Below are 16,456 nucleotides of genomic sequence, written 5' to 3'. Positions count from 1 at the left end.
CACCGCATGAAACCAGACATTGCTTGCTGCGCGCTGGAGACGGTGATCGGCACGGACGCCCCCGTCACGCCCGCCAACCCTGCAACGCGCCTGTTCAACCGAAACCTGGCGGTCAGAAAGCCACCGCCGAAAAATCAGGGATCACCCGACCGGTTACGCCTCGTTCCCGAAGGCTGCCGCCGCTAGAGCGAGGCTCTCAGGAAACAGCGCGACGTGCGCCCAAAGCCGCTCGGCGAGCAGATATAGGGCGCGCGGCCAATGTAGGCGGTCGCGCGCCTGCGTATCGGTGCCGGCTCGACGATATCCTCGTCCGCTTCGGCGACCTTCAGCCCCTTCTCTTCCTTGCGAACCTTGACCGCGGGGCTCGCATAGGCGCTGGAATGGCCCGAGGCAAACAGCGGCGTTTCGCTGACGACCGTCGACGAACAGCCGGCAGACAGAAGCAGGAGGCCTAGCACTGATGTTGTCGGTACGAGAAACTTGAAACCCGAAACGGCGGTGCGGCTTGCGCCGGCACATGCGGTTTTTGATCGCATAAACGTCCTTTCGAATAGCGGTCCAGCCGCCCGGGGCTTCCTTAGGGCGAAAAGGCGGTGATCTTCAACCCCCTTTTTCATTATTCATCGCTTAAATTAACAATTCCTTTCTTAAGAATTCCGCCATGGTTGTGCGGCGGCTTCCGCCAGGTAGCGACAAGCCTCCAAGCCTTGCCGAAGGAAGCACCATCGCCGGCGCGGACCGTGGAAGATCCAACCCAGGAAAAACAAAGGCTTGATCGAGCATGCGCCCGACCGCATCGGCAATCGCAACCTGCCTTGACCGGTTCGAACCCACCACGCCCGGTGGCAATACCCGGCCGACCCGGCGTCCGGTGCCCGCGGACAAAAAAAATCTGCCTCCAGCCACCGCTTCACCGGCAAATCCTCGGGCGCGACAGGTCGCCGGAGCGAAGAGCCGCCCCAATCCCTATTTTTAGCTATCCCGCATTTACAGATCCTTGACCTCTGCCGGCCACCTTGGACCCAGGCGCAACATGTCTGAGCGTATGCGCCCACTCCAAAACTGCCCGCGTTCTGCGGGCATTTTTTTTGAACCCTCCGTCTGGCAGCAACGGCCTTCAGGCAGAGGAAGACGATGCCGCCGACGATACGGCGTTCGCGCCAGGCCGATTCCTGTGCGGAAGCGCCGGGTCCGAACCATGCACCGATGCACTTCGCACCGGATGGTATGCGGAGGATTTCGACAGCATCGCTAACAACGCGGCACCAGGCCGGCGCATTAGTCGTTGCGTAGCCGAGCGTTACGCCAAGCGCGCGCTCCGGATCGTTGTTGACTATGAAGAGGCGGACTTGGCTCATTTGGCGGCCTGCAATCCTGTGGAGGGTTGCCGGCTGGCCGCTGCTAAACGCTCAGTTGAATGATAATTTTCGCCAAATCGGACTTGGAGGTGGTTGTTGTGGCGGAAAAGAACGAAAGCTCGAATGGAGACGGGCCCACCATTAAGGCGGAGACTTGGTTTGCCTTGGCGTTCGCGAGCTTTCTCATTACCGCGGTTGTGGCGATACTCTTCGCAATCTGGGTTTTTGACGTCAAAGACCAAGCAATGGTCTATCGTGCGCAGGCATTCGCGCCATTTGGTGCCGCCCTGCTTGCAGTCGTCACCTTCCTCACAGTTGCTTGGCGCGGGGTGCTCAACACCCAGCAGCTGAAACACCAGGCAGATCAGCTCGAGCAGCAGAGACTCCAGGTTCAGCAACAAACTCGTCAGAACGACGCAAACGAGGAAGCCAACCTGGCAAAGCTTCTGCAGGAAGGCGCCAAACTGTTGGTTGAACCAAACCGCACGGCGGAGGTTCGCGCTGGCATTGCGACGCTTGAGGTATTGTTGACCGAGCCGAGGAGGCGTTTCTCGGTCCAGGCGATGGATCTGCTTGCGGAATTCGTAAAGGAGAACTTCGAGATCGAGGATCTTGAAGGATCCATCAACGCAGCAATTCGCGCGCTGCAGATCGGGGAAGACAATGGATTGAGATCCCGAATTCGCGCAACGTTGGAGCTGCCACAGAGCCCAAAGCGGCCGGAATGGCGATACATCCCTGGCTTCGAAGAGCTTACATACTGGGGAGGAGGGATGCTTCAGTCGACGTTTAATCGAGCAGTCAACGGCCCATCGAAAGCGAGCTTTTACAACGTGGTCATAATCGGAGCGACCGTGCCTAATCGATATTACAGCGAATGTGTCTTCCGCAGATGCACTATCCTGAGCACGTCGGTAGGTAGACTTCGCAACAACGAGTTTACTAACTGCAATTTCAGCGGTGCCATCATCGAAGATTATCAGGAAGAGATCGACCAGAATTTCCGCATCAGAGGCGGCGACAATTACTACGAGTTCGACAATCCTCCTGATATCGGTCGAAGCTTCGACTGGTCCGGAATTCTCACTATGGTCGCCTCCGACAAAGGGCCGGACTAAGCTCGCTACAAGCGGACTGGGCACCGTCTCGAGCACGGATAAGTAAGTGATCTGGTTCACCCTGTCGCCTCCAAAGCTGTGGAGGCGTGAGCAGGCATGGCTGCTAACGCCAAAGTTGAATGATAATCAGCTTTCTGTTGAAGCAGTTGATGGAGGGACGATTGTCGAAGGAAGCTGAAGTGGCCGCCGCAAAAGTAAGCGAGGGGCCGAGCGACGATCCGAGACAGTGGTACAACACAGCAGTTGGACTGGCTATCTTCACTGGGACTGTCGGTTTTATGGCGGTACTCTATGTGTTCTGGGCAGACACCCCTCGTCAAAGTGTTCTCCGCGCACAGATCGTCGCGCCGGTCGGCGTCGCCCTCTTTGCCTTGGTGACATTCTGCACTGTTGTTTGGCGTGGTCTCCTCAATACACAGCAACTCGAGCAACAGGCGAAACAGCTTGAGCATCAGGCAAAGCAGCTTGAGCACCAAGCTCGTCAATTGGAGTATCAGGCCGTTCAACTTCAGCAACAGATCCGCCAAAACGACGCAAGCGACGATGCGAACCTGGCCAAGCTCCTGCAAGAAGGCGCCAAACTGCTGGGCGAAAAAGAGAAAGAGGCCCAGATACTGGGCGGCATCGTGACTTTGGAAATGTTGATTGACGAGCCGAAGCGGAAGTTTTCACTGCAGGTGATGGACCTGCTCGCAGACTTCTATTTGCGCGCCTATCACAATCCTAACCTGAACAATGCGAGACTGGCAGCAAGGCGCGCTCTTGCGCACGGCCATCGCTTGGGATTTCAGTCTAAGGTCCGGGGAGTTCTTGAAGCAAAGCCAGATGGACACACGATTTGGGAAGGTGTGCGCGGCTTCGGATCGATAAAGTACGTTGGTGGCTCGATCCTGAACCCGCTCATAAGAGCCCACGGGGATACTTATTTTTGGATCCAAAAGGTTAAAGCACAACATTGCGAATTCAATGGACGGCAATTCATTGACGACTGCGAAATAAAAGAAAGCAAATTTCGGGAAGTCAGCTTTCTGAGCATGATAAACCCGGGCGCAATAATCGACTGCGATTTTAGCAACTGTAAATTTGGCAACATTCCAGAAGAGTATCTGCTAAAAATGAAGCTCGACGCCGGAAACTTTTATATTACAGGTTCGCCGCCCACTCACGAAAAATTCAAAGACTGGAGCAGGATACTGACGGAGCTGCCGGCCGAAAAAAAATGGGCCAACCATTACGATTTTAACATGCCGAGCGACATCGAATGACGCGGTGTCCTTGGTGCTTCGGTTGATTTGGATCACCATAATTGCACCCTTCCGTCCATCAAGTCGGCAACGCGCTGCATGCTGGCCTCGACTTCAGCGCCATCGCGCCAGGCCTTGACCGTCTTGCGGATGGCGCGCAGCAGATCCGTCCGCTGCAGGCCGACGCACGGACGCGTGTCACAGCTCTACAGCCGTGAAGCGGAACAGCAGCGTCTTGCGAGGGATGGGATGACCAGGCTCAGAAGGCGGGTTCACCCAAAAACCGGCCGGCTAACTTATTGGCTAACCTTCTTGGCCAACCATCACTTAAGCAATTGGAATCATTGCAATTTGGTGGGCCCGGAGGGACTCGAACCCCCAACCAAGCGGTTATGAGCCGCCGGCTCTAACCATTGAGCTACAGGCCCACTCTGGATCCGCCCCTGTCCTCAAACCGTAACGATCCGGGGATAGAAACGGGGCAGCAACCTTAAGTGCTACGGCGGCCTTTGCGCTTGCGAACAAGGCGTGGCAGCGTAGCGATCCAGCGGCGCGAACCAATGGCAGTTCGCGTGTGCCTTGGCTCTAGCCGAAAACCTTTTTGCGGACAAGCCATTGCCGCAATGCTCACACAATCGGCGGCCAAGAAGACGCCAGGGACGGAACAACCGGAGAGACATCGACCATGATTTCTACACGCACAGCCCGCACGCTTTCGATCGCCGCCTTCGCCGCCGCCTTTGCCGGCATCGCCGCCGCTCAGGCGCAGGAGACGGACAAGGACAAGGCAACCATCGTCGTTGCCGGCGAAGGCCGCGCGACGACCGCGCCGGACATGGCGGTCCTGCAGCTGAGCGTCGTCAAGGACGCCAAGACTGCGCGCGAAGCGCTCGACGCCAACAACAAGACCATGGCCGAAGTGCTGAAGGCGCTGACGGACAGCGGCATTGCCGATCGCGACCTGCAGACGAGCGGCTTCATGCTGAACCCGCAGTACAGCTACCCGACCAACACCGACGGCAGCAACCGCGCGCCGGAACTGATCGGCTACCAGGTGACCAACGGCGTCAGCGTTCGCGTCCGCGATCTCGCCAAGCTCGGCGAAGTCATCGACAAGTCGGTGACGCTCGGCGTCAACCAGGGCGGCGGCGTGCAGTTCACCAACGACAAGCCGGAAGCCGTGATCACCGAGGCGCGCAAGGCGGCCGTCGCCGACGCCGTCGAGAAGGCCAAGGTGCTGGCGGACGCGGCCGGCGTCACGGTCGGCAAGATCGTCAACATCACCGAGCAGGGCTTCCGTCCCGAGCCGATCCCGATGATGCGCGCCGGCATGGCCAAGGAATATGCCGCCGACGCCGTTCCGGTCGCAACCGGCGAAAACAGCTACAATGTGACGGTCAACGTGACCTTCGAAATCAAGCAGTAAGACTGCCAGGAACGCCCGCAGCCAAACGCGGGCGTTCGACAATCGAAAGCCCCTGGCACCAAAGATCGGTGCCGGGGGCTTTTCTTTTGGGCGGCGGTCACCGCGCCGCACTCTGGCCAGGGCCGGTCCCGGCGCTAAACGCGGTCCGACCTCCAGGCCTGGGTTTGCCGGCGCCGGCATTGGCATCGCTTCCTGCGCGCGATTTTTCCCGCACCTCGCCTTGCGGCATTGCCTGCTGCTGCGCGATCTCTGCCTGGCGTCGCCCCTCGCCCGCGTTTCTTGCCACCTTCATCGCTAAAGCGAGTATCGAGCCCCGCCGGATCGTTGCGTCATATGTTCGGTCGCGGGAGATGTCTGGCCGGTGTTCCGGGAGGTGGCCGACACATGGGCTGGATCTGGTCTGCAAAAGATCGGTCCAGGCCGGAGACCCTGCATGTTCGATGGAGGAGCGCCGTGCGGTCGTCCGTCTGGCGACGGGGCGCACCGGCCGAAGCCTTGCCGTCGGTTCGGCAACGGCGCGAATGCTGGCTGAAACGCCTGGAACGAAGACCGATCGAGGGGATGATTGCGCACCTTTGGACCGCGCTATCGGCCTGTTCCACCCCGCCTCGTTCGCAGGTCCCGCCCGGGACTTCGCGCAACCGGCGCCCGTTCGGCCGCCGCAAGACAAAAAAAGCCCCCCATGCCTTGGCATGAGGGGCCATACTTCCGCCGGCCGGGGGAGACGAGGCGGGAAGGTTACGCGGTCTTACCAGCGGCCGATCGTCGGGCAGCCGCGGACGTTTGCGAAGACGATCGTCTGGCGATAGCCGTCGCGACGACCTTCGACGACGACACGGCGCGACGAGACGTCGGCGACATAGGCGCGGCGGAAGCCACGATCGCGGGCCTTGTCGACGGCCATCCAGGGCGCGCAACGGCCGCGGCGGTCACGGTCCCAGTGGCGGTCACGGCCGCGACCCCAGTCGCGCTCGTCGCCGTAGCCACCATTGTAGTCGCGGTACTGTACATCGACGCCGCCGCGCGGGCCGAAGCCGAATTCGATCGAGTCGGCCGAAGCGGTGGAGGCGGCGCCCAGCAGGCCGGTCAGTCCGATGACGGCGGCGGCAGCGGCGTTAAAAAAGCGGTTCTTCATAATCTCTCTCCAGGCTTGAAGGGTTCAAGGGGCAATCACCGTCCCAAGCGATTGATCAAAGAATAGGTCCCCTTAGCTGAACGACAGCGGAACTTGATGTTCATGGGAGGTTCAGGTTGCCGGAACGTGATGCGCGGCCCGTTGCGACGCGACAGCCCGCCTCAACCGCAAAGCGGCCCCGTTGCGGGGCGCAAAGGATAAGGCATTGCTTATACACAATATTCGGGAAGGACTTATGCGCTTCGACGGCGCCCCGATGGACCATTGCCTCGCCGCAAACGCGCTGCGAATCAGTCCGCCGCCGGTTCGCGCCAACTTCGGGATCGGCAGCCACTTTTCCGGGGTAGAACCCGCTCACGCGATCGCCGAACGGCGGCGAACGGGCGGAAGACGCGCTCCCGTGGGCGTTGACGCGCCCTGCCCCCGCAGCCCCTAACCGGCAAGCGCGCGCTCGAAGACACGAAGGTTGCGATAATGGCTGAGGCGGGTGATGGAACCGTCCTCGATCTCGAAGACGAGCACGCTCGGGATGGAATAGCTCTGGCCCGTTGCGGGGGCAAAGCCCTCCATCGTCTCGCGATAGGTGCCGCGCGCCGTCAGATCGGCGGCCACGCGCTGGCCGAAGGCGTCGCGCATCAGCACGACGTCGCCGAACTGCTCGTCGAAACGGCGCAGATAGTTCATCAGCCAGGCGCGCAATGGGCCGGCGCCGACGGTGCGCTGGCCGGTGAGCGAATCAAGCTCGACATCCTCGTGGACGAGCCGCGCAAGCGCCTCGAAATCGCGCTGGTTCAGCGCCTCGATGAAGCGGCTGGCAATCGTCTGTGCATCGGTCATCCCTGCTCCTCCCCGGCATCGAACGCCGGCTCTCGGGCCCTGTTCTTGACCCTTTATCTAGAACCGCCGCGGCGCCGTTCAATCGTGCTCGGCGGAGATCAGGCGGAAAGGTGCAGGACGATCTCGCGGCGATGCGGACGGTCGCGATGCTCGAAGAGATAGAGCCCCTGCCAGGTGCCGGTGAGCATGCGGCCGTGCGCGACGGGAATGCCGAGCGATACCGGCGTCAGCGCTGCCTTGATATGCGCCGGCATGTCGTCGGGGCCCTCCTGGGTATGCACGATCCAGCGCATGGACGGATCGGTCGATGGCGGCACGAGCCGGCGGAAGAACGCGTCGAGGTCGCGCTTCACGTCCGGATCGGCATTTTCCTGGATCAGAAGCGAGCAGGAGGTGTGCCGCACGAAGACGGTGAGCAGCCCCTCGCCGTCCGCGTTCGCACGCACGAAGGCCGCCGCCTCGTCGGTGAATTCGTAGAGCCCCTGGCCATGGGTGGTGATGGTGATGCGCGTTTGCGGCATGAAGGCCTCCGGCAAGCGGCCGCATCCGCCGCAAAGGCGGTGCGACCCGTTGATAGCCCAATGCTTTTATCCCCGGGCTGCTCCCGCTCCAAGGCGATCTGCCGCAAGCCGTCGCGCAATCGGCGCCTACATCTCCAGGAAGGCGTCGAAGCCGCCATAGATCAGGCGCTTGCCGTCGAAGACCTCCTTCCAGGCATCGCCCTGCAGCCGCGGATCGGCCATGACCTTGGCAACGATCTGATCACGATCCGTGCGGGACCTGTAGGAGACCCAGGAGAAAACCACCGTTTCATCGTCCTTGGCCTGCACCGAGCGAGGAAAGGACGTGACCTCGCCATAGGGCACGTCGTCTGCCAGGCATTCGGTGTAGGAGAGCGCGCCGTGCTCCATCCACACCTCCCCTGCTGCTTTCGCCATCGCCTTGTAGGCCTCGATATTAGCTTTCGGCACAGCCACCAGAAATCCATCCACATAGGTCATCGTCGTTTCCTCCTCGGTTCGCTCGACAGAGCAAAGGACGCGCGACGCGGAAAGGTTCCGACACCCGGCCCGAATTTTTTTGTCGGGAACGCCCGCTTGCCTGTCGGGTCGATGGCGCACCGTTCGTCCTTGGGCGGTACCGGCCATCAAGGGAGACATCCACATGCAGAAGATCACGCCTTTTCTCTGGTTCGACGATCAACTGGAGGAAGCCATCGGCTTTTACACCTCCATCTTCCGCAACGCGCGCATCACCGACGTCAAGAAGGGGCCGGACGGCAAGGCCTTCACCGCTTCCTTCGAGCTCGAGGGGCAGCACTTCATGGGGCTTAACGGCGGTCCGCATTTCAAGTTCAGCGAGGCGGTGTCGTTTTTCGTGCGCTGCGCCGACCAGACCGAGGTCGACTACTTCTGGGACAGGCTCTCAGACGGCGGCACGCCGCAGCATTGCGGCTGGCTGAAGGACAGGTTCGGGCTTGCCTGGCAGATCATTCCCGACGCCCTGATGCGCCATCTCGGCGATCCCGATCCGGCCCGTGCAGCCCGCGCCCAGCAGGCGATGATGGGGATGATCAAGATCGACATCGCCGAACTCGACCGCGCAGCCGCTGGCTAAGCGGAGAAGACAGTCGCTCGATGCCCGCTCAGCAGCGGGACGATGTCAGCTGCCGCAGCCTCTGAGCTGCTTGCTGTAGACCGAGGCCATGCCGGCGGCGCGCTTGGCGCCGTTCTTCGCCGTGTCGCTCCAGTTGCCGCGGGCATAGCCGGCGTGGCCATGGTAGTAGGCGATGTAGAGCCGGTAGGCGTCGTTGAGCGCGATGCCGTTCTTTTGGGCGCTTTCGCGGTGATACCAGGCGATGAAGCGGATCGCGTCGCCGAAATCCGAACGGCGCGCCGCCCAGCGGCCGGTCTCGCTCTGGTAGCGCGCCCAGGTGCCGTCGAGCGCCTGGGAATAGCCGTAGGCGGTCGAAACGCGCGTCCAGGGAATGAAGCCGAAGAGCTTGGTGCGCGGCGGCCGGGCATTATGACGGAACCCGGATTCGGTATAGACGGTCGCCATCAGGATCGGCACGGGCACGCCGTACTCGCGCTGGGCGCTGTAAGCCTCCCGGCGCCAATTGTTGAAAAGGCCATCTTGCTGCTCAAAAACGGCACAGGCATTCCGGGTGTCTCTCGGCACCGTTCCGCAGCCGGCCAGCAACAGGAGGACGACGACAAATACGCAACGCATCGCAGAACCTCGGGTTTCCGAGAGATTGATAAAACGTAAACCTTAAGGATCCCTTTTGATTCAATTGCGAGCGATCGGGAGAGTGCGAGCGATGGGGAGAGGCACGTGCATCGGCAAATTTCGCTCTATCGGGGGTTTTGACCTGGCCCTATCAAGGGGACGAAGCGCGGCACGCCGGCAAATAGCATCAATCAGGGAGCATCAATGAAGTCCGATCAGAAATACGTCGTCACCCTGCCGCATGTCAGTGAATTCCCCGAGCCCATGAGCTTGAAGAAGGGAGACCGGGTTTTCGTCGGCGAACGGTATGACGGTGCTGAAGGCTGGCCCGATTGGTATCTCTGTTCGGTTCCGGGGCAGGAGGCCGGGTTCGTGCCGGAGCAAATGCTCGACCGCCATGCCGACGGGGCCGGCACGATGCTGGAGGACTTCACCAACCGGGAACTGGACGTCGTCGAAGGCGAGCTGCTGCATGGCGAGCGCCAGCTGAACGGTTGGCTGTGGGCTGCTCGACTTTCCGACGGCGCGACCGGGTGGGTGCCTCTCGACAATGTACGCGTCAGCGCGCCTGAATCCTGAAGTTCGCCGTCGCAAGTCTTGGTAACTTGCCGACAATCGGGCATCGGCGGCAACGAAGTTTGAGCGCGGATCCAGCCAAGGGCAGAGCATGGACGTTCAAGCGCCTTACCGAAGAACAACCTCGTGGCCCGGGGTCGCCCGCAAATTGTGCGCTCTGGCGCCCGTTGCGGCGGCCGTCTGGCTGATTGCGGGCGGATTGCCCATCGGCCAGGTGCTCGCTGCCGGTAACGACGCCCTCTATCGAAGCGACGCGATCGTCACCGGAACCGGCGAGATCAACCGTCAGATCGGCTTTCGCGAATGTTTGCGCGAAGTGCTGGTCAAACTATCAGGCGATCCGACGATAACGGATACGCCCGGATTTGCCGCAGCCGATGCGAAGGCCGGCAGCTTCGTTTCATCCTACTCCTATCGCGACCGCCTCGAGGGTATTCCCATCCATGACGAGCAGGGCACGCACGACCGCCCGCACGACCTTACCTGCCGATACCGGCCGGCGGCGCTCGATCCGCTCCTCAAAGAACTCGGCCGCAAGCCTTGGCTCGCCCCGCGCCCGGCGATCGCCGTATGGCTGGCGGTCAAGGACCAGAAACGCCGCTTCGTGCTGACGCGCGACGGCAGTGAAAGCCCCTATATGGTGGATGCGCTTCAGGCCGCGGCAGGTCCGCTGGCGCTCTCGGCCATCCTGCCGGATGCGGCCGACGTCATTGCCCGCAAACCCGTCCTCGACCCCCTGCCTGAGGCAGACCCCGCACAACTCTTCCCGCCCGCGACGCGAACCGATAGCGACGTGCCACTCATCGGCACGCTCGTCTGGTCCGATCAAGCCCGCGGCTGGATCGCCAAATGGCAGATGGACGCGGGCGGCAGGCGCTACCGCTGGCGGTTGAGCGGCGTGAGCTTTGACGACGCCTTTCGCAACGCTATGCAGGGCGCGGCGCGCATCCTCTCGGGAAACGGCGCGCCCTGAGCTGGGACATGTGCCTGGCGTTGCGGCCGCGATTTCCCACATGGCCGCCGCCATGCCGGCTGCTCATCCAAGCGATGCGATCAGCTCGCGATAGGCGGCCTCGGGAAAGGCCTTCAGCGTCGTCGAGCGCACATTGCCGGCCATGCCAAGCGTGAGCGCGAAGCGCGCGGCCACCGCGTCGTCAGGCGCCTCGACGATGGCGACCATGTCGTAGTCGCCCATGGTCAGGAAGAAATGCTTGAAGGAGCCGCCCATCTCGCCGAGCACATTTCGTGCGAGGTCGAGCCGCTTCGGAGAATCGCGCACATTCTTGACGCCCTGCTCGGTCCAGTTGAGGAGCATGACATAGGTGGTCATCTGACACCTCCACGGGGCACGCTTCACGCCCGCGGTGCGATTGCTCCCGCGTCCTAGACGGGGTGCCCCAGATTGCTGCGAAACGGCGACTATACTCCCCGGCGAAAGCGCCCACAATAAATCGCATGGGTGAGGCGGAAACGAAAAAGCCGGGCGCGCGGCCCGGCTTCCTTATCTTTGCATGTACCCGACTTTAGCTGTCGAGGAACGAGCGCAATTTCCGCGAGCGGCTCGGATGCTTGAGCTTGCGGAGCGCCTTTGCTTCGATCTGGCGGATACGTTCGCGGGTAACCGAGAACTGCTGACCGACTTCTTCGAGCGTGTGGTCGGTGTTCATGCCGATACCGAAGCGCATGCGCAGCACGCGCTCTTCGCGCGGCGTCAGCGAAGCGAGAACGCGGGTGGTCGTCTCGCGCAGGTTCGCCTGGATGGCGGCGTCGATCGGCAGCAGCGCGTTCTTGTCCTCGATGAAATCGCCGAGGTGCGAATCCTCTTCGTCACCGACAGGCGTTTCGAGCGAGATCGGCTCCTTGGCGATCTTCAGGACCTTGCGGACCTTCTCGAGCGGCATGGCGAGCTTTTCGGCCAGTTCTTCCGGCGTCGGCTCGCGACCGATCTCGTGCAGCATCTGGCGCGAGGTGCGGACGATCTTGTTGATCGTCTCGATCATGTGCACCGGAATGCGGATCGTGCGGGCCTGGTCGGCGATCGACCGGGTGATCGCCTGACGGATCCACCAGGTGGCGTAGGTCGAGAACTTGTAGCCGCGGCGGTATTCGAACTTGTCGACCGCCTTCATCAGGCCGATGTTGCCTTCCTGGATCAAGTCGAGGAACTGCAGACCGCGGTTGGTATACTTCTTGGCGATGGAGATGACGAGGCGCAGGTTCGCTTCGACCATTTCCTTCTTGGCGATGCGCGCTTCGCGCTCGCCCTTCTGCACCATGGAAACGATGCGGCGGAACTCGGCGATCGAGATGCCGGTTTCGGTCGCAAGGTTCTGGATCTCCTGGCGGATGTCGCGGATCGTCTGGTTTTCGCTCTTGGCGAATTCCTTCCAGCCCTTGCCGGCCAGGTTGCTGATCGACTTCATCCAGTTCGGGTCGAGTTCGGCGCCCGAATACTGCTCAAGGAACGAGTCACGCTTGACGCCGTAGGATTCGGCAAGGCGCAGCAGGCGACCTTCGTTCTGCATCAGGCGCTTGGAGATGTCGTAGAGCTGCTCGACCAGGCTGTCGACGCGGTTCTGGTTGAGCGACAGCGACTTGACCGCCTTGATCAGCTCGTCCTTGAGTTCCTTGTAGCGGCGCTCCTGGGCGGGCGACAGCGTGCCGGTGGCGGCAAGACGGGCTTCCACCTGCTGGTCCTGCAACTTGCGCAGCTTCTTGTAGGTCTCGGCGATGATGTCGAGGGTTTCCATGACCTGCGGGCGCAGTTCCGCTTCCATGGCCGCGAGCGAGAGGTTCGACTCGTCGTCGTCTTCCTCTTCTTCTTCCGCCGGCATGACATCGCCGCCGACATTGGTGATGTCGTCGTCATTGGCAGGCGAGCGAACCTTGCGGGTCTTTTCCTTTTCCTCGGCAGCCTTGCGGTCGGCCTCGATCTTTTCCGGGCTCTGGAACTGCGGGGCAGCCTTGGCCTCGGGACCGGAATAGGTGGTTTCGAGATCGATGATCTCGCGCAGAAGCGTCTGGCCTTCGTTCAGTTCGTCGCGCCAGATGATCAGCGCCTGGAAGGTCAGCGGGCTCTCACAGAGACCGGCGATCATCGTCTCGCGGCCAGCCTCGATGCGCTTGGCGATCGCGATTTCGCCTTCGCGCGACAGAAGCTCGACCGAGCCCATTTCGCGCAGGTACATGCGGACCGGATCGTCGGTACGATCGGTCGGCTCTTTCTTCTTGCTGGTCGCAAGCGACGTGCCGCTGGAAGGCGCGAGTTCACCGCCCTCGCTGTCGCCATCGTCGTCGCTGGCCTCGTCGTCGCCGCCGCCGGCAGCTTCTTCGGCTTCCTCGTCCTCGATCACGTTGATGCCCATGTCGGACAGCATCGCCATCGTGTCTTCGATCTGCTCGGAGGTGACTTCCTCGGACGGAAGGACGGAGTTCAGCTCGTCCATCGTCACGTAGCCGCGCTTCTTGGCGGCCTTGATCATCTTCTTGACAGCGTCATCGGAAAGATCGAGAAGCGGGCCGTCCGGAGCGCCTTCGCGTTCTACGTCAGCTTCTTCGTTTTCTTTGACTTTGGTTGCCATTTAGTTCGTCGCTTTCCTTGTCGCAACCGGCGTGAGCCCGGTGCCAATGCCGCTCGAAGGTCCGGGCGCGCCGCGCACCCGCCACCGAATCATTTCCCCTGACGTAACGGGATGATGTTTAATTCCTGTTTAACCACGAGTGTACTCGTGGCGAAGCGGGCAAGCTCCGACAGTCCTGCCACTGAAACGTCTCTGGCATGATTCCCTAACCGCCGTGTCATTTCGCCATTTCTTATTCGGAAATGGTGATTCCCAGAATTTTCGATCCCGTCAAGCATTTCCGCTGAAAAACCCGATGATTCGGTAAAAATCACCGTTCCTGTCGCTTTTTGGGGTTTATCAGCTTCCGCTGAAGATGTAGGCGCTGCCCGCCAAAAGACAAGGGTAACACCGATTTAATCGGCAAGGTCTCGTTGTGCCATAGCCGCACGCGCAACCAGGGTTGCATTCCCGGGCCCGATTCTAAGCCGAACGGCCGTCATATTTGACGACCTTCACCGCCTCGATGTCGAAGTCCGGCAGGCAGCGCAGGTTGATCGCCGCCATCCGCCCGTGCGGCCCCTCGCCCTCACCGAACGGCGCGATGCCGCAGGTCGCGCAGAACCGGTGCTCTATCACGTGCTTGTTGAAGACATAGGTCGAAAGGTCTGCTTCCGGCGTCGTGAGCGTCAGCTGGTCACGGGAAACGAAGGCGAGCAGACCGCCGCGGCGCCGGCAGAGCGAGCAATTGCAGTCGATCGCTTCGCCAAATTCCCCTTCGACCTCGAAGGCGATCTTGCCGCAGTGACAGCTTCCCTCGTAGCGCATGCATCTGTCTCCTGTTCTTCCGGGTGCCGGCGATTGCGCGCCCCGGCCGACAAGATAGTGCGTCCCTTAGCCCAAGCAAGCGCAGCCACCGCACGGACGCCCGCACGCAAAACAATTCCCCGCGGCGCCGATTATCAATGCAAACTCGCAAGATTATTCCGGTTTTTTGCTTGCGTTCGACCTGATGGCGCACGACCTTCGCGCCAAAATGGAGGCTCGAATGCTCATCAAGGAAACCGAATCCATGCGGGTGCTGTCGATCGCGCGGCGGATCACCATTCCGGACGTCAAGAACGAGAGTGCGGTGCTGGCGCCTGTCATCGAGGCGGAGATGGAACAGGCCGGCATGATGCCCGCAGGTCCCTGGATCTTCATCGCGAACGATCTGCCGAAAAACGCCAGGACGCGATTCGACTGGCGCATCTGCCGCCCGGTCACGGGCGGTGAGGACTATCGCGGCGCGCTCGATCTGATCGACCTGGAGCCGATCATGGTCGCCTCCGCGCTGCACCAGGGCCCGATGCGCAGCCTCTTTACCCAGGGCTACGCGCCGCTGGTCGCAAAGATCGAGATGTCCAGGCACAATTTCTCCGGCGAAAGCCGCGAGATCTACCACCGCTGGGCTGGCCAGGGCGCCCGCTACCACGAGATCGAAATCCAGTTCGGCCTTGCCAACTGAGCCGCCGCGCATCGCCTGGACGACGGCCCGGCCTGCTCACCAGTCCATGACGACCTTGCCGGAGTTGCCGGAGCGCATGGCCTGGAAGCCGTCGCGGAACTCGTCGATCTTGATGCGGTGGGTGATGACGGGGGACAGGTCGAGGCCGCCCTGCACGAAGGCGATCATCTTGTACCAGGTCTCGAACATCTCGCGGCCATAGATGCCCTTGAGGTTGAGCATCTTGAAGATCACCTTGTTCCAGTCGATCTCGAAGCCGGCCGGCGCGATGCCGAGGATGGCGATCTTGCCGCCATTGTTCATCTTGTCGATCATGTCGCGGAAGGCGGGGGCTGCGCCGGACATTTCCAGCCCGACGTCGAAACCTTCGGTCATGCCGATCGCCTTCATCACGTCGGCGAGGTTCTCCTTCGAGGCGTCGACGACGTGGTCGATGCCGACGCTTTTCGCAAGCGCCAGCCGCGTCGGGTTGATGTCGGTGATGACGACCTTGCGCGCACCCGAGCGCTTGGCGACCAGCGCCCCCATGATGCCGATCGGGCCGGCGCCGGTGACCAGCACGTCCTCGCCGACGAGATCGAAGGAGAGCGCCGTGTGCACCGCGTTGCCGAACGGATCGAAGATCGCCGCCACTTCGTCGGGCACATCCTCGGGGATCGGCACGACGTTATATTCCGGCAGGCAGACGAACTCGCCGAATGAGCCCGGCCGGTTGACGCCGACGCCGAGCGTGTTGCGGCAGAGATGCCCGCGTCCGGCGCGGCAGTTGCGGCACTTGCCGCAGACGATATGGCCCTCGCCCGAGACGCGTTCGCCGACATGGTACTTGGTGACGGCCGAGCCGACCTCGGCGATCTCGCCCATGAACTCGTGGCCGACGACCATCGGCACCGGAATGGTTTTTTGCGCCCACTGGTCCCAGTTCCAGATGTGCACGTCGGTGCCGCAGATCGCCGACTTCTTCACCTTGATCAGCACGTCGTTCGGGCCGATCTCCGGCACCGGCACCCGCTCCATCCACAGGCCCTCTTCCGGCTTCGACTTCACCAGCGCCTTCATCATGTTCGTCATCAGTCTCTCCCTCAGATCACACCAAGCTCGCGGCCGACCTCTTCGAAGGCGGCGATCGCGCGGCGCACGTCGGTCTCGCTGTGGGCCGCCGACATCTGCGTGCGGATGCGCGCCTGGCCCTTCGGCACCACCGGGAAGGAAAAGCCGATGACATAGACGCCCTTCTTCAGCATGCGCGCCGCCATTTCCTGGGCGAGCGCCGCGTCCCCGAGCATGACAGGAATGATCGGGTGGCCTTCGCCGGCGAGCGTGAAGCCGAGCTTCGACATCTCGGTGCGGAAGAGGCTGGCATTGGCATAAAGCCGCTGACGCAGCGCATCGCCGTTGTCGATCAGGTCGAACACCTTCAGCGATGCCGCCGCAATCACCGGCGCCAGCGTGTTGGAAAACAG

At 61.7% G+C, this 16,456-nt stretch carries 18 protein-coding genes and 1 tRNA gene; 7 read left to right on the top strand and 12 right to left on the bottom strand.

Annotated elements, in window-relative coordinates; all coding sequences use genetic code 11:
• Positions 1-182 precede the first annotated feature (182 nt).
• Positions 183-536 carry a hypothetical protein gene (locus C1A35_RS03260; RefSeq protein WP_104662940.1) on the bottom strand — a complete coding sequence of 118 codons (354 nt, stop codon included), beginning with the start codon at positions 534-536 and terminating at the stop codon, positions 183-185.
• Positions 537-1,456: 920 nt separating this feature from the next.
• Here C1A35_RS03260 and C1A35_RS03250 point away from each other — a divergent pair.
• Together C1A35_RS03250 and C1A35_RS03245 are read left to right on the top strand one after the other, a co-directional pair.
• Positions 1,457-2,476, top strand: coding sequence for a hypothetical protein (locus tag C1A35_RS03250; RefSeq protein WP_158664957.1), 1,020 nt, complete (start codon positions 1,457-1,459; stop codon positions 2,474-2,476).
• A 161-nt stretch (positions 2,477-2,637) separates the two neighbouring features.
• Entirely contained in the window at positions 2,638-3,741 is a 1,104-nt protein-coding gene (locus tag C1A35_RS03245) for a hypothetical protein (protein ID WP_158664956.1), read from the top strand.
• A gap of 331 nt (positions 3,742-4,072) precedes the next feature.
• Here C1A35_RS03245 and C1A35_RS03240 read toward each other — a convergent pair.
• Positions 4,073-4,148: transfer RNA gene (locus C1A35_RS03240), tRNA-Ile, on the bottom strand.
• A 257-nt stretch (positions 4,149-4,405) separates the two neighbouring features.
• On the opposite strand from C1A35_RS03240, the gene C1A35_RS03235 reads away from it, so the two are divergent.
• Positions 4,406-5,146 (top strand): SIMPL domain-containing protein, encoded by a 741-nt coding sequence (locus tag C1A35_RS03235; RefSeq protein WP_104662937.1) that lies wholly within the window; start codon positions 4,406-4,408, stop codon positions 5,144-5,146.
• A 748-nt stretch (positions 5,147-5,894) separates the two neighbouring features.
• Here C1A35_RS03235 and C1A35_RS03230 read toward each other — a convergent pair.
• From C1A35_RS03230 to C1A35_RS03215, 4 genes are all read right to left on the bottom strand, one after another.
• Complete coding sequence (locus tag C1A35_RS03230; RefSeq protein ID WP_104662936.1) at positions 5,895-6,281, bottom strand: hypothetical protein; 387 nt, start codon at positions 6,279-6,281, stop codon at positions 5,895-5,897.
• Positions 6,282-6,713: 432 nt separating this feature from the next.
• Positions 6,714-7,118 (bottom strand): ketosteroid isomerase-related protein, encoded by a 405-nt coding sequence (locus C1A35_RS03225; protein ID WP_104662935.1) that lies wholly within the window; start codon positions 7,116-7,118, stop codon positions 6,714-6,716.
• A gap of 98 nt (positions 7,119-7,216) precedes the next feature.
• Positions 7,217-7,639 carry a secondary thiamine-phosphate synthase enzyme YjbQ gene (locus C1A35_RS03220; protein ID WP_104663412.1) on the bottom strand — a complete coding sequence of 141 codons (423 nt, stop codon included), beginning with the start codon at positions 7,637-7,639 and terminating at the stop codon, positions 7,217-7,219.
• A gap of 126 nt (positions 7,640-7,765) precedes the next feature.
• The gene (locus C1A35_RS03215) at positions 7,766-8,119 is read right to left on the bottom strand and encodes a DUF1428 domain-containing protein (protein WP_104662934.1); all 354 of its coding nucleotides are present in this window, start codon (positions 8,117-8,119) and stop codon (positions 7,766-7,768) included.
• 163 nt (positions 8,120-8,282) lie between these two features.
• Between C1A35_RS03215 and C1A35_RS03210 the strand changes: the two genes are divergently transcribed.
• Complete coding sequence (locus C1A35_RS03210) at positions 8,283-8,735, top strand: VOC family protein (RefSeq protein WP_104662933.1); 453 nt, start codon at positions 8,283-8,285, stop codon at positions 8,733-8,735.
• Positions 8,736-8,780: 45 nt separating this feature from the next.
• Here the strand turns inward: C1A35_RS03210 and C1A35_RS03205 are convergent, their stop codons facing one another.
• Entirely contained in the window at positions 8,781-9,350 is a 570-nt protein-coding gene (locus C1A35_RS03205; RefSeq protein ID WP_104662932.1) for a transglycosylase SLT domain-containing protein, read from the bottom strand.
• Positions 9,351-9,554: 204 nt separating this feature from the next.
• Between C1A35_RS03205 and C1A35_RS03200 the strand changes: the two genes are divergently transcribed.
• Together C1A35_RS03200 and C1A35_RS03195 are read left to right on the top strand one after the other, a co-directional pair.
• Positions 9,555-9,929, top strand: coding sequence for an SH3 domain-containing protein (locus tag C1A35_RS03200; protein WP_104662931.1), 375 nt, complete (start codon positions 9,555-9,557; stop codon positions 9,927-9,929).
• Between the two features lie 145 nt (positions 9,930-10,074).
• Positions 10,075-10,899: a DUF2066 domain-containing protein gene (locus C1A35_RS03195; protein WP_234822721.1), complete on the top strand. Its 825-nt coding sequence runs from the start codon at positions 10,075-10,077 to the stop codon at positions 10,897-10,899.
• 63 nt (positions 10,900-10,962) lie between these two features.
• Here the strand turns inward: C1A35_RS03195 and C1A35_RS03190 are convergent, their stop codons facing one another.
• From C1A35_RS03190 to C1A35_RS03180, 3 genes are all read right to left on the bottom strand, one after another.
• Complete coding sequence (locus tag C1A35_RS03190) at positions 10,963-11,256, bottom strand: GYD domain-containing protein (RefSeq protein WP_034803438.1); 294 nt, start codon at positions 11,254-11,256, stop codon at positions 10,963-10,965.
• Between the two features lie 193 nt (positions 11,257-11,449).
• On the bottom strand, positions 11,450-13,507 hold the full coding sequence (rpoD, locus tag C1A35_RS03185) for an RNA polymerase sigma factor RpoD (RefSeq protein ID WP_104662929.1): 2,058 nt from the start codon (positions 13,505-13,507) through the stop codon (positions 11,450-11,452).
• A 462-nt stretch (positions 13,508-13,969) separates the two neighbouring features.
• Positions 13,970-14,314 (bottom strand): GFA family protein, encoded by a 345-nt coding sequence (locus C1A35_RS03180; RefSeq protein WP_104662928.1) that lies wholly within the window; start codon positions 14,312-14,314, stop codon positions 13,970-13,972.
• A gap of 220 nt (positions 14,315-14,534) precedes the next feature.
• Here C1A35_RS03180 and C1A35_RS03175 point away from each other — a divergent pair, with 220 nt between their 5' ends.
• A complete protein-coding gene (locus tag C1A35_RS03175; RefSeq protein WP_104663411.1) occupies positions 14,535-14,993 on the top strand; it encodes a hypothetical protein in 459 nt (152 codons plus the stop codon).
• Between the two features lie 36 nt (positions 14,994-15,029).
• On the opposite strand, the gene tdh is transcribed toward C1A35_RS03175, so the two are convergent.
• Together tdh and C1A35_RS03165 are read right to left on the bottom strand one after the other, a co-directional pair.
• Entirely contained in the window at positions 15,030-16,064 is a 1,035-nt protein-coding gene (gene tdh / locus C1A35_RS03170; RefSeq protein WP_104662927.1) for an L-threonine 3-dehydrogenase, read from the bottom strand.
• Between the two features lie 11 nt (positions 16,065-16,075).
• Positions 16,076-16,456: aminotransferase class I/II-fold pyridoxal phosphate-dependent enzyme (locus C1A35_RS03165; protein ID WP_158664955.1), on the bottom strand; the 381-nt coding region annotated here is incomplete at its 5' end.

Source organism: Ensifer adhaerens, from assembly GCF_002940685.1.
Classification (GTDB): Bacteria; Pseudomonadota; Alphaproteobacteria; order Rhizobiales; family Rhizobiaceae; genus Ensifer; species Ensifer adhaerens_E.
The sequence above is the reverse complement of the archived record's forward strand: the minus strand, read 5'-3'. Positions and strand labels throughout refer to the sequence as shown.